A 12604-nucleotide genomic window follows, 5' to 3' on the forward strand; every position below is an offset into this window, starting at 1 on the left:
CGACCGCTTCGACCGCCTCAATCTCGCCCATCGCCACAACTAGCTCCGGCTCCGAGCCCATCGGTGGGGTGCCCGTGGTGAAGTCGTAGCCGCACTCTTCGCAAAACAGGGCGTCCTGGACATTGAGGCCACCGCAGAACGGGCAGGTCTGGGTCGCGGAGAGGTCGAGAGGTTGCTCGTCGGTCCCGAGCGAGGGCACTTCGGGCGCGGTCGGTGTCGCGGTCGCCTGTCCTCCGTCCGAGGCATCAGCACCGATCGGCGCACCACAGGTGTCGCAATAGTCTTCCGATTCGCTCCGGTGTCCCTCTGGGCACAGCAGACTCACGAGGGTCGGACCCGTGTCGTCTTCGTCGAGGCGGTGTCCAGCTCCATCTCGTCGAGCTTGTCCACGTGGCGACGGAGCTTGACCCGTCCGGTCGCAGCGTCCTGGATGTCGACCACCCTGGCCAGCCGCGAGGTGGCCGCGTCGTCACCGGTCTCCTGCGCCAGCTGGACCGCACGGCCCAGCATCGACGTCGCCGTCGCGTCGTCGCCGATCGCTTTGGCGCGTAAACCGTCCTGGATCGCCGACGCGAGCTCGGTCTGGCCGGTGTAGTGGGCTACCTCCGGACTGATCTGAGCGGTCAGCAAGCTGTCTGAGGACCACTTCGCCTTGACCAGACCCTGAGCCTGGACGTCGTCGGCGACGGCGAGCTGGACGCGCGCGGCCAGCTGTTCCTGACCGATCGCCTTGGGGGCCAGACGCACGGCCACGTGGTAGTCGCGCGTCTCGTCGCCCCAGGCACCCGTGTCATATCCACCGGTGAGCGGGTTGAGGTGGACGCGACGTGCCGACAAGTCCTCCAGCGTTGGTGAGACCTGCTTGACGAAGAGCACCTCGGCGCCCTGCGGTGCCCACACCCGCAGCTGGGTGTCGCTCACGCCGCGACCCATCGACTGCTCCATCAGCTGCGCAAAGTCCTGCGGCAACCCGTCCCAGGTCCGGATCAACTCGACGGTGCCCATCAGAGCTTCCGCGATCCGCCGGACCTCAGCCACCTGCCAGGCCGCGCCGAGCCCCCGGCAGTCGGCCTGGTAGCGCCCCCGCACCTGCTCGATCGCCCAGGACAACTCATCGGGGGTCTCGTGCTGGTTGGCGCCGTCGGTGAGCAGGATGGCGTGCCGCTTCGACAGGCTCGGCACGGTGCCGAAGAGCTGTCCCGCAGCAAGCAGCCACCGACCCATCGCGGTGCCACCGCCGGGCGCCAGCTGCTGCAGTGATCGCTTGGCCTCCAGCCGGGTCTGTGCCGACATCCGTGCCATCGCCGCGTTGGTCCCGTTGGGGTAGCACAGGGAGGCCTCGTGATTGCCGGCCACGACCGCAAACCACACGCCGTCGACGATCTGGTCAAGTGCCGCCGACGCGGCATACGCCGCCGCCTGCACGCCCTGGACGTCCATCGATCCCGACACGTCCACGATGATGATCTCGCCGGTCTCGCCAGAGGCCGAGCTCATCGCTGTGACGGTGCCGGCCCCCGTGCAGGTCAGCGACACGATCGCGTGGACGTCGGTGCCCCCATCGGGGAGGAACTCGTTCTGGTGGACCGTCGAGGTGAAGTCAGCCATGGTTTCCATCTTGCCCCGAGTCGGCCGCCACACTCACGTCGGGCAGCTCTGCGGGGCTCTGGTGGGTGGCGCCGGTGGGCTCTTCGGCCCGGGCGTCCTGGGGGTATGCGGTGTCCCCGGTCCGCAGGAGCGCGGCGGTGATGTTGTCCCCGCCACCCTGGTCGTTGGCCCAGTCGATGAGGGCCTGGGCGACGGTCAGCGGGTCGGGGCCGACGCGCTCGGCAGCGCGGAGGACAGCGAGCAGGTCGTCCGGCTCGGAAGCGTAGTTCCACAGGCCGTCTGAGCAGAGCAGGAGCCACCCCGGTGCTCGGACGTCCTGGGTCACGAGCGACGGTTCCTGGTCGGGGGAGTCGAGGCCGAGCCAGCGGGTGATGGTGTGGCCGAGAGGACCCGACTCTGCGGAGACACGGTCCACCCCGCTCTCGATCTGCTCTTGGGCCAAGGAGTCGTCGCGGGTGAGCAGCACGGGTCCACCCTCGTCTGGCATCCAGTAGGCCCGGCTGTCACCGATGGTGCCCACCGTCGCGGTGCCGTCCTCGATGACCGCCGCGACATAGGTGCACGAGGGCGCCGAGTCGGGGAACTCCTCGCCCACCTGTTCGACGGCCCTCGCCGCCGCTGCCGTGGCCGTGCTCAGTCGGGAAGTCGGCTCATCGTCGCTGGTGCTCAGGACCTCGATCGCGGCGAACGCCGCAGCGAGGCTTGCCTCCGCAGATCGGGTGGCAGTGGTGACGCCATCGCAGACGACCAGCGCCACGCGGGTCGGGTCGTCCTCCTGCGCCCACACCGCCATGGCGTCTTCGTTGTCGGTGTGCCGAAGACCGCGGTCACAGACCGCCCCGACCCAGGGCGAGGGCCGGGCGGAAAAGTGATGGCGGGGATCCGGGCGGCGCTGGCCGCACTCGGTGCACCAGCCGTCGGCGTCGAACTTGCCGCCACACCGGCAGGTGCCGTGGTCGACCACTTCGACCGGCTCCGGCTCGGAGGCCGGAGGCAGATCGCCGCCGAGGACGAGCATCGGGGTGGGCAGCGGAGGCGGGCCCTGCGAGAAGGGCTCCGGCTCTGGCTCGGGGGGCTCGATGGGGTCGGGAGGCTGCAGCGGCTCAACAGGGTCGGGGGGCTGCAGCGGCTCGATGGGGTCGGTCGTGTCGGTCATGTCCAGCTCCAGGGGCGGATGGCGTTAGCACGGTCGATGAGGGCAGCGCGTTCCTGCGGGTCGGGGGTGTAGTCGGCGAGGAAGTGGTATTCCGTCTCGACCGCGCGACGAAGAGCGTCACTGGTTACCGGTACCTCGCCGAGACGCCAGTCCGGCTTCTCGCCGTGCTGGGCGATCTGCTCGAGCGCCTGCTCGTAGATGGTGACATTGAACTGCGCTCGCTGGCGCGGATCCAGAGTCAGTCGGGAGACGGCGTGGACGCTCTCGCGGAGGTCGGCCAGGGTGCCGCGGCTGCGCAACAACTCGGCCCGCAACCAGCGGGCGCGCGGATGGGCGCGGCTGTTGGCGGGGACCGAGTCGAGCGCCGCGATCGCGCCCGACTCGTCGTCGCGGCTGAGCCGGACGCGGTGCAGACCGAAGGCAGCGGGCGCAACATACCCAGCATCCGTCCGCCACGCGCGTGCGTAGTCGAGCTCGGCCGCCTTGCTGTAGCCACCCAGCTCACTGGACAGCGCGAGCGCCAGGCGCGGCGCGATCTCGCCCGGCAGCGCATCTCGGACCGCGGCGAAATGCCCCGCCGCGGACTGGCCGACCGCGGTCACATGAGCCGGGTCGTCCCCGACCTGCGACAGGGACCACAACCCCCGCATCCAGGAGGCTCGCCAGTCCCAAGGGTCCTCAGTGATCAGTCCGCGGACCGCGTCGTCGACCCACTGCTGCTGCCCCATCGCGATCCCCGTGCGAGCGCGAGCGAGGAGCACCTCGGGCGTCTGCTCCAAGGCGCCGAGCAGCTCCTGGTGCAAGGTCGCAGGATCGGTCACTGGCAGCGAGGAGATCCAGTCGAGCATCGGGTCGGTGTCATCGCGCTGCAGCTGCGGCAGCTCCCACCACGACAGTGTCTCTCCGGTGGAGGCCGGCGCCTCGAACGCCGTGGAGTGGGCGCTCATCGTCGCCGCGTGGTCGCTCGGAGCGGCCACGACCTGGCGCAGCACGCCGATCATCTGGGTGCGCAGCTCGTCGATCGTCAGGAAGCGGTCGTTGGGATCGGCCGCGCAGCACCTGGCTACGAGGCGATAGAAGGCGTCGTGCTCGACGAAGGGTGGCACCTGGCTGGTGGGCGGCAGGGAGGCGACATACTCCGACTGATAGCCGCGAAATTCGAAGGTGAGCACGCACAACGTGCGGCCGATCGTGTAGATGTCGGATGCGATGGACGGGCCGATCTCAGCCACCTCAGGAGCCTGGTAGCCGACTGTCCCGAAGATTGCGGTCTCCAGGTCATCCTGTCGACGCACGCCGCCGAGGTCGATGAGCTTGACGCCATCACCCTCCTGGATGAGGTTGTCCGGCTTAAAGTCGCAGTACAGCAGCCCGAGATCGTGCAGGTGGGCCAGGGCCGGCAGCACCTCGAGCACGAAGGCGAGCGCTTGGTCCACGGGGAAGGGGGCGTAGCGTCCGGAGGCGGCCATCCGCTGCTTGAGCATCTGCTTCAGGCTGGTGCCACCGACGTACTCCATCACCGTGTAGGCGTCGCCGTCGTGGGTGACCACGTTGTAGATCTCGACGATGAGCGGGTGCTTGACCTGGGCGAGGAACTGTTGCTCGGCCACCGCGGCGTCGAGGGCGTCGCTGTCGCCGGTGTTGAGCAGGCCCTTGAGCACCACCCAACGGTCGGAGACATTCTTGTCGCGCGCGAGGTAGATCCAGCCCATGCCGCCATGGGCGAGGGCACCGACCACGGCGTACTGGCCAGCGACGAGCTCGCCGGGGGCCAACTTGGGGGTGAACGAGTAAGGGGCACGGCACTGGGGGCAGAAGCCCTGCTGCCGGCCCTGGGCCTCGCCTGCCGAACGACCGACGTCGGCGCCGCAGTTGGGGCACACGCGCCGGTCCTCGGGCACCTGGGCGTCGGTCATCACCGATGCCGCTGGGTCGGCGGTCGGCACCGGCGGCACTTGCGTCAGGCCCATGCCGAGCTTGGAGCGCCGGACAGCCGCGTGCGCGCGCTGACGACGGACCGTCGCTGCCCGCACTGCCTGACGAGTCTGACCCGGTGCCGGAGTGGCGACCTGTCCGGCGCTGCCGGAGGCTTGGGGTCCCGGACTGGGCTCTTCCCCTGCACCGTCCCCCGGGAGGCCGCCGTCCGCAACAGATGGAGCCGAGGCGGACACTGACGCGGACTCCGCCCCGGTGGGTCCGGCCTGGGGATCGTGAGAGAAACTCGAGATAGGCGTCGCCACCGGCGCCTGGGACGGCTCGGGGGCGCCGCAGACGTTGCACCAGCCGTCCTCGTAGGAGCCGGTGCAGCCCGGCTCAACACACCGGTTCACAGGCTCACCCCCATCGTCCGAGCGAAGGTTTCCTGGGCCTGGACGAGTGCCTCGAGCTGGGTCAGGTCGGTCGGGCTCGTGTCGATCAGCACCTGCGACTGCGCGACCAGCCCCGACATCGCAGCGCGGGCGTCGCTGCCCTCGCGCAAGGCGTCGCGGAGCCTGCCGGCACGGGTGATGAGGTCTTCTCGTCGGGCCAGGGCTGCGGCATAGGTCGACTGGGCCATGCTCAGTGCCCGGTCGACGCGCTCGAGCTTGGACAGGTAGGCGGTGAGCTCGTCGGGGTCGGCAGGGATGGCACCCAGCGCGGTGACGTCGGGGATGCCGAGTGTCGGTGCGGGGGAGAGGGCCTGGCGTGCGCGCTCGGCCAGGGCCCGGACCGCCAACCCCCTGGCGGAGAGCTCGTTGGCCTCACGGGTGGCGCGAGCGTGGTCGACCCTCGCGTGCGCGCGTGCGGAGGCGGCGACGATCAGATCGCGCTCGGTCATCGCGGCCCGTGCCTCCAGCGGTGCGATGAGGCCTCCGACGTCGGCTCCGCGCTGGACCCGCTCGGTGATGTCGTCGAGACGGGCGTCCAGGGCGAGATAGACCTGCGCCGCGGAATCCCGACGCCCTGCGGGGATGAGCGCCACCTGGTCCGCGACCCGCTCGACGGTCTGGCGCAGCGAGCGCAGCCGTCCGGTGACGTCAGGGTCGGTGCCGTCCAGCCGCAGCCGTGACCGCAACGAGGAGGCCAGGGAGTCAGAGAGCCGGCAGGCCTCGGGCAGCGAGACTGCCAAGGCCTGCCCACTTCCGCGGGAGCCGACCTGCTCGAGGCTTCCCCAGATCAGGGTGGTGATGCGGCGGCGTTCGCTCTCGCCCACGCGACCGCTATCCCAGGTGGCGGTGAGCAGCTCGAGGCGCTCGCAGACCGCTTGCCACAGCGTCATCGACAGGGTCACGTCCGCGGTGACGGCGTGCTGCTCCAGCGGTGTGGTCAGCCCCATCGCTGCCTGGTCGAGGGCGTCGAGCTCGGTGCGTCGGCGGTCCTTCCAGGTGATCAGGGCGTCGAGATAGCGCAGGATCTCGCGTTGGTCGACGTCGGTCCCCAGCGCTCCCGGGGCCTGCGGCGCGACGGCATACGCGGTGTTCATGCTGTGTCCTTCTCGCGCCGTCGGCGAACTGTGTCGACGGCGAGTGCGCTGGCGGCCAGCAGCGCCGACAGCGCACCCAACGCCAGGCTGAGGGGGGAGAGGCTGGCCCGGTCCAGGCTGCTGACGACATCGGCGCGCGCTGCCGCCACCGTCGCCGCGCGTTCGTCCATGACGACCTGCCCGGCCCGCGAGACGGCGACGCCGGCTGCATAGACCTGGGGGGTGTCGATCGCCTCCCCGAGCTCAGTGCGAGCCTGCACGTAGGCGGTGCGCCCGGACGATTCCCCCAGGTCTTCGAGGCGCTGGGCATCGGTCCAGTAGCCGGTGTCGCTGCGATAGCTGTTGCGCAGTCGGTAGGCGGTCTCCAGATCACGCTGGATGAGGTCGGTGGCGTCGCCTGCTGCAGACAGGGCACTCTGATGCGCCTGCGCGGCGACCTTTACCGGCGTTGACGCCCCGAGCTGCGCCACCAGGGCGATCCCACAGGCGGCGGCCGCGACGACGAGGGCAAGGGAGCTCCAGGCGCGCGCACGCCAGGCCAGGATCAGCAGCAGCAGCAATGCGCCGAGCGCGATGGTCCCGGCGATCGGAGCCAGAGGCGAGGTGGCCAGCGCGGTGTCACGCAGCCTTTCGACGTCCCTTCGGGACACGGCATAGTCCGTCCCGTCACGCAGGCTGGTCCACGTGGTCAGGGCGTTGACCGGGTTGACACCGTCCTGGAGCACGAGCGTGACACCGTCGCGAAGACTGTCGGCGTAGTAACTGTTCTGCAGCGGATAGGCGGTCGCCGCGGCGTCGACAAGGGCCAGGGTCGCGGGCACGCCGTCGATGAGGTCGACTTTCTGACCGGCCAGGTGCGCGGAGGTGTCCTCGTCCAGCTGGAGGCCGATCTGTTGCCACGCGGCGCGTTCCTCGTCCGCGGCGACGAACGACGCGACGGCCTCGGGGTCGCCATCGACCTGTCCGGCGAGGACTCCAGTGACCAGGACGCTCACAACGGCCGCGCCGGTGAGGACCCTGGCCATGGTGCTGTTGCCGAAGGTCGAGCGCACCCTGGGCGGTGTGGAGACCCGGACCAGCGGCACGCCGGCTTGGGCCAGGCCTTGCTGACTCATCTTCTTGCGGAGGTGACGCTCGTGCTTATCGAGCTCGCGCTGGGCCCGATCGATCTCGGCCTGCTGCCGGTTCAGCTCCCGCTCCGTCCGCGCGCGGTCGCGCTCAATCTCCTCCTTGGCCAGGAGCTGCTGCTGCTCGATCTCGCGCTGCGCCTGTTCCTGCTGCCGGCGCACCTGCTCCGGAGTGGTGTCCTCGACGTCGGGCTGATCCCGGCCCAGGATCAGCATCGGGGGTGGCTGCGGTCCGTCTTGGCGATCGCGATCGTTCATCGGTAGTCCTTCAGACGCTGGGAAAGGCCGGTCCAGGCCAGGGCGGCGGCCACCAGCCCGAGGAGGAGCGCGACGCCGGCAGTGATGGTCGCGGTCGTGCCCACACCGCTGACCGAGGGGGAGAGTTGCTCGTCGAGGCGGGTGCGAAGGCTCTGTGCCGTCTGGGTGAAAGCGTCTTGCGTCCCGGCGATCACCTCGAGCCGAGCCTTGGCGCCCTCGGTCGTGACGAGGGTGTCCACGCCCGTGGTCGCCGAGCGCCAGGAGCTGCTGGTCGTGGACTGGCCGAGAGCGTTGACCGATTTCGTGGCCCGGTCCACCGCGTCGGTGACGCGGTCCTCCAGCCCCAGCGCCACGGCATACTGTGCCGATCTGGCCTGCAGCACGTCCTCGAGGGCGGTCGCAGTCTGGGACGCGTCGCCGACCGCCTGGTCGTAGTTCACCGGGAGCGCTGCCGGGTTGAGCGAGACATAGGTGAGCCAGCCGGTGATCGCGGTCGCGATCAGCAGCCGGACGTTGACGATCCTGCGGGTCATCAGCGCGAGCCAGATCAGGATGCCGATCAGCACCAGGGTGGCCACGCCACCGACGGCGGCGGTCAGGCCAGAGCGGGAGCCGGTGTTGAGGCTCGTCGCCGCATCGGCGGCGATCGTGTCGCTGGTGCTGACCGCCCGACGCGCGGCCTCCGAGCTGGCGGCGTAGTCCTTGGTCGCGGCGTCGCGATCGGTGCCGGACCGTTGGACGGCGGACTGGGCCAGGAGCCCGGCGTCGACGATGTCCTCGGCCACGCTCGCGTGGGCCCCCTCGCTGCCCGAGCGCGCGTTCTGCGTCGCGGCACTGCGGAGATGCTCGGCAAACGACGGCGACTGTGTGGTGGCGTCCACGCTGCCGACGCCGTCCACTCCCACGACGGACTCAGCGACCGACTGCGCGACGATGAGGTCCGCCTCGGACACCTCGACGCCGGTGCGCTCAGCGGCGACCCACTGGGCGGCGATGACGTTGGGCGTGGCGTTGACGCCGCTGGTGTCGAAGGTGCCGGTCGCGACGACGCCGGTGAGCAGGGCCGCCGCGGTGGCCAGACCGCGGGCCAGGCGCAGACGCGACGTCGTGGCGGAGCGCGTCGGCTGCGGGGCGGGGCTGGCCTGGGCGGTGGGTTGGAGGCCCGATGCGGGCTGGACGGCGGCAGTCTGGACGGCGGTGGCCGGCTGGGTCTGGCTCGCAGGTGCCCCGGGCGGGGCATAGGCGTGGTGAGCGCCAGGTGGGGCCACCTGACCCTTGACCTGGGGCGTCGATGGTGGCTGGCCCTGCGCAGGATCGGGCGTGCTCATTCGACCTCCCCGGGTGCGGGCGCGACCACGTCATCCCCGTCCGTCGTGCGTCCGTCGATCAGGCCCTCGTCGGTGCTGCCCTCGCACCTCGTCGTCGACAGGTCGATCGCGTCCCGGTCCTCGAAGTCGCCGCGCTCCAGCGTCCGAAGGGCCTCCACGTCCACGTGGTCTGCGTCCCGAAGGCGCCAGGCCTGCCGCCCGATCGCGGCTTCTAGGAGGTTGCGTGAGAAGCGCCCGTTGCCGAAGCTCGGTCCTCGCGGTGTCGCGGCGAGCAGCTCCCGGAAGCGTTCGGTCGCCTCCGGGGAGAGGTCGTAGTCCATCTTGTCCGCGAGCGAGTGCTGGATCGCGACGAGCTCGTCGTCGGAGTAGTCGTCGAACTCGATGATGGTGCGAAAACGGCTCTCCAGCCCGGGGTTCATCGAGATGAACTCGGCCATCGGAGCCGGATAGCCGGCCACGATCACCACGAGCTCGTCGCGGTGGTCCTCCATCTCCTTCACGAGGGTGTCGATGGTCTCCTTGCCGTACTGGTCGCTGTTGAGGCTGTAGGCCTCGTCAATGAACAGCACGCCACCGAGCGCCGAACTGACGACCTCGGCCGTCTTGGCCGCGGTCTGCCCGAGATAACCAGCGACCAGCTCGCTGCGGTCCACCTCGACGAGCTGCCCCTTGGACAGCAGCTCCAACGCCCGGTAGATGCCGCCGATCAGCCGGGCGACCGTGGTCTTGCCGGTGCCTGGGTTGCCGACGAAGACGAGGTGCCGCGTCAGGGTCGCGACCTTCAGCCCGGCCTCCTGGCGCCGCGCTTCCATCTTGAGCACGGCGACCTGACGGTGGATTTCGGCCTTGACACGCTCCAGGCCGATGAGTTCGTCGAGCTCGGCGAGTAGCTCCTCGACCGTGTGCTCAGGCTGCTGGGGTTCCGGCTCCGGCGGGGTCGGCGGTGCCGACGGGTCCTCCTGGGTCGCCATTGGCTGCGGCGGGTATGCCGTGCCCGTCGCGGGGTCCTGCGCGTCAGCCTGGTCCGCACCCGGGATCGTCGGAGGCATGGCCCCCGGCATCCCCACCCACGGGTCCTGCATCGGGGGAAGGCCCGTGCCGGGGATGCCTGCGCCGGTGGGCTCACCGAGGTGTCCCAGCATCGCGCGGACCCTTTCAGACTGTTCCTGGGCGCGGCGGAGGAGCTCGCTGGACCAGCCACGCAGGTCCACCGGTGCGCTGCTCGTCGGCGCGGCAGGTGCAGGACTGAGCTCGCCGGCAGGGGGCGTGACGACGATGCCCGGTGCGCGCTCGGAGAGCGTGGGCAGGCCCGCCGCGCCGCCGACCGCGCCCAGCTGGACATGGGCGGCCGAGGTGGCCCGCCCCACGCTGATGGACGCGACGCCGGGCACCGTGCAGGCGGAGGTGGCCACGGAGGCCAGCGCCTCGGCATACCCTCGGGCGTGGGCACTGGACTCCTCGACCAGGGTCTGCAGATTGACCGTCGGGATCGCGCCGTAGCGGCGGCCTTTGGAGACCATGCCGAAGAAGTCGCTGGCCGGCCTGCCGAAGGTGCTGCCCCAGGAGCGCGCGAGCTCGCTGGCGCCCACGGAGGACTCCATCACCGAGGCGGCCAACGCCATCCCCTCAGCGCGGACGGTGCCTTCGTCGAGGCCGGCTTCGCGACCGATCCGGGCGAGGATGTCGACCGCGTCACGCAGCGGCTGGGTGTTCATCAGATTCCTTGCGGTGGGGTCAATGGGGTGGCCCCTGGCGGCGGGGTATGCGGCGAGGCGTGCGGTGGGGTGAGCGGCGAGATCGCGCCGGTCGGGTCGTCGACCTGCGGCATCGACGGCAGCGGAGAGGCCTCCGCGTCGATGCGCAGCGCGCCACCGGAGCCTGCGCTGCCGAACTTCTCGGCGATGAACCTCCCCTGCGCGACGAGCTCGCGGGCGTCGTCTCGATAGACCGCGTCAAAAACCCGGTCGAGGGCCAGGCCGAGCAGGTCAAGCTGGTCGACGAGCACCATGAGCGAGGTCTTGGCTCCATCGACGGGGCGGGTGTCGGCATACCTGCGAGGGAGTCGCTGATAGCTGCCGATCGCCTCGGGCAGGTAGTCGGTGGCCGTGGCCATCACCGTGTAGCCGAGGTCGCTGCCGCTGATCCGCTTGAGGCGGGGCACGGTGTCGCGGGCCGTGTCGATGACCCGCATCGCGCGAGCGACCACGACGGAGGGCAGGGCGCTGGAGGTGAGCAGGCCCTGGGTCTGGTCGAGGGCGGCATACACGTCCTCGGCGGTCGGCGGCGCCGGCAGGACCATCCGCTCGGTGTCGGGGGTCGCTGGAGCCCGACCCAGCATCCGGTCCAGGAGGTCGCCAAACCCCACGCTCAGCCTCCGGTGGGGGAGGCGTCACCCAGGTCCAGAGAGCCGCCCATGAGCCGTGCGTCGGTTCGCTTGGTGCGGTCGAGGTATTCGCGGGACTTCTCGACCTCGCCCTCGAGCACGCCGATGGTCTGGGACATCGAGTCCAGCGCCTGGGAGCGGAAGTTGTCGATCGCGTCCATCGTCTCGTAGATGTTGGCGAAGGCGGCCTGCAGCTGGTCCAGGCCGAGCGTGGCGGAGGCCGCCTGCTGCTGGATGGCGACCGAGTTGTCGCGCAGCATCTCCGAGGTGCGCTGGATCATGTCTGAGGTCGTCGCGTTGAGGGCGGTGATCTGGTCCAGCACGAGGCGCTGGTTGTTGAGGGCTTGGGCGACCAGGACGGCAGTGCGCAGGGCGCTGACGGTCGTCGTAGAGGCGCGGTCGACCCCCTTGATGAGCTCAATGTTGTTCTTCATGATGATGTCGATCGCGAGGTAGTTCTGGATCGACACGGCGAGCTGGGTGAGCAGGTCCTGGTGCTTCTGTCGGACGTAGAAGAGGACGTCCTCACGCATGGCCTTGGCGGTCTCCGGGTCGGTCTCCTCAAGCGTCGCGACGTGCGCGGAAACTGAGGTGTCGAGCTGCTCAGCGATGTAGACGTACTGGTTGAGGCGGCCCATGGTCTCCCAGAGCTGCTGCTTCTCCATGTTGAGCGCGGCATTGTCCTTGCTCAGCTCGTCCTGGCCGCTGCGCAGCGCGTGCAGGATGCCGTCGAGGTGCTTCTCGGCCGACTCGTACTTGCGGAAGTAGTCGCGCAGCCGGTCGCCGAACGGGATCATCCCCAGGACTTTCTTGGTGCCCTTGGCCTGGCCAGGGTCGAGGTCCTCCACTGTCCGGCGCAGCTCCATCAGGGTGCGACCGACCTTGGACTCCTTGGAGATCCCGCCCTCGTTGAGCGCCCGCACCGGTGACTTCAGCAGACGGTTGGACGTCTCGGCGGCCGAGCGGATCTCGGTATCGCCCATGGTGCGGACGTCAGCGGCGCGCTTGGCGAACTCCGGCGACTTGGTCTCGGTCTGAGTCAGGCCGTGCAGATACTCCTGCACCTTCGCATCGAGGACGGGGATCGCTTCGGCGGAGACCTGCGGCGCCATCCTGGGCGCGGCCGTGTCGGCGACGGGCTGGCTCGGCGCGGGCGCGGTCAGCACCAAGGGAGTCGCTCCCGTCGGCTCCGGGGCCGCGAGCTGCTGTGGCTGGTCGGACATCTGATTCTCCTCGGTTCGCGCGGCAGAGGCCCCCATCAGGACACTGCCTCTGCTCTGA

The 12604-nt window shown here is 70.0% G+C and carries 9 protein-coding genes and 1 pseudogene; all 10 read right to left on the reverse strand.

All coding sequences use genetic code 11. The features are described 5' to 3' along the window. Positions 1-199: pseudogene (locus Q4P07_RS08415) on the reverse strand (hypothetical protein); the annotation flags it as partial. Positions 200-321: 122 nt separating this feature from the next. Beyond that, entirely contained in the window at positions 322-1608 is a 1287-nt protein-coding gene (locus tag Q4P07_RS08420) for a hypothetical protein (RefSeq protein WP_303374463.1), read from the reverse strand. Further along, positions 1601-2764, reverse strand: a complete 1164-nt coding sequence (locus tag Q4P07_RS08425; protein WP_303374464.1) for a PP2C family serine/threonine-protein phosphatase — start codon at positions 2762-2764, stop codon at positions 1601-1603. The genes Q4P07_RS08420 and Q4P07_RS08425 overlap by 8 nt, the downstream gene beginning before the upstream one ends. Beyond that, the gene (locus Q4P07_RS08430; RefSeq protein ID WP_368660265.1) at positions 2761-4797 is read right to left on the reverse strand and encodes a tetratricopeptide repeat protein; all 2037 of its coding nucleotides are present in this window, start codon (positions 4795-4797) and stop codon (positions 2761-2763) included. Before Q4P07_RS08430 ends, Q4P07_RS08425 begins: the two co-directional genes overlap by 4 nt. Before the next feature lie 293 nt (positions 4798-5090). Next, on the reverse strand, positions 5091-6227 hold the full coding sequence (locus tag Q4P07_RS08435) for a hypothetical protein (protein WP_303374466.1): 1137 nt from the start codon (positions 6225-6227) through the stop codon (positions 5091-5093). Next, a complete protein-coding gene (locus Q4P07_RS08440; protein ID WP_303374467.1) occupies positions 6224-7612 on the reverse strand; it encodes a hypothetical protein in 1389 nt (462 codons plus the stop codon). The genes Q4P07_RS08435 and Q4P07_RS08440 overlap by 4 nt, the downstream gene beginning before the upstream one ends. Beyond that, on the reverse strand, positions 7609-8940 hold the full coding sequence (locus tag Q4P07_RS08445) for a hypothetical protein (protein ID WP_303374468.1): 1332 nt from the start codon (positions 8938-8940) through the stop codon (positions 7609-7611). The genes Q4P07_RS08440 and Q4P07_RS08445 overlap by 4 nt, the downstream gene beginning before the upstream one ends. After that, the gene (locus Q4P07_RS08450; protein ID WP_303374469.1) at positions 8937-10655 is read right to left on the reverse strand and encodes an AAA family ATPase; all 1719 of its coding nucleotides are present in this window, start codon (positions 10653-10655) and stop codon (positions 8937-8939) included. The genes Q4P07_RS08445 and Q4P07_RS08450 overlap by 4 nt, the downstream gene beginning before the upstream one ends. Beyond that, the gene (locus Q4P07_RS08455; protein WP_303374470.1) at positions 10655-11305 is read right to left on the reverse strand and encodes a hypothetical protein; all 651 of its coding nucleotides are present in this window, start codon (positions 11303-11305) and stop codon (positions 10655-10657) included. Before Q4P07_RS08455 ends, Q4P07_RS08450 begins: the two co-directional genes overlap by 1 nt. A 2-nt stretch (positions 11306-11307) precedes the next feature. Continuing rightward, positions 11308-12546: a toxic anion resistance protein gene (locus tag Q4P07_RS08460; RefSeq protein ID WP_303374471.1), complete on the reverse strand. Its 1239-nt coding sequence runs from the start codon at positions 12544-12546 to the stop codon at positions 11308-11310. Positions 12547-12604: the final 58 nt, after the last annotated feature.

The sequence above is a fragment of the Ornithinimicrobium sp. genome (assembly GCF_030537745.1).
Lineage (GTDB): Bacteria > Actinomycetota > Actinomycetes > Actinomycetales > Dermatophilaceae > Ornithinicoccus.

Excerpts from the sequence above, each read along its gene's own strand:
- Q4P07_RS08435 (WP_303374466.1), bottom strand. The coding sequence starts at position 6,227 with ATGAACACCGCGTATGCCGTCGCGCCGCAGGCCCCGGGAGCGCTGGGG.
- Q4P07_RS08440 (WP_303374467.1), bottom strand. The coding sequence starts at position 7,612 with ATGAACGATCGCGATCGCCAAGACGGACCGCAGCCACCCCCGATGCTG.
- Q4P07_RS08445 (WP_303374468.1), bottom strand. The coding sequence starts at position 8,940 with ATGAGCACGCCCGATCCTGCGCAGGGCCAGCCACCATCGACGCCCCAG.
- Q4P07_RS08420 (WP_303374463.1), bottom strand. The coding sequence starts at position 1,608 with ATGGCTGACTTCACCTCGACGGTCCACCAGAACGAGTTCCTCCCCGAT.
- Q4P07_RS08425 (WP_303374464.1), bottom strand. The coding sequence starts at position 2,764 with ATGACCGACACGACCGACCCCATCGAGCCGCTGCAGCCCCCCGACCCT.
- Q4P07_RS08460 (WP_303374471.1), bottom strand. The coding sequence starts at position 12,546 with ATGTCCGACCAGCCACAGCAGCTCGCGGCCCCGGAGCCGACGGGAGCG.
- Q4P07_RS08450 (WP_303374469.1), bottom strand. The coding sequence starts at position 10,655 with ATGAACACCCAGCCGCTGCGTGACGCGGTCGACATCCTCGCCCGGATC.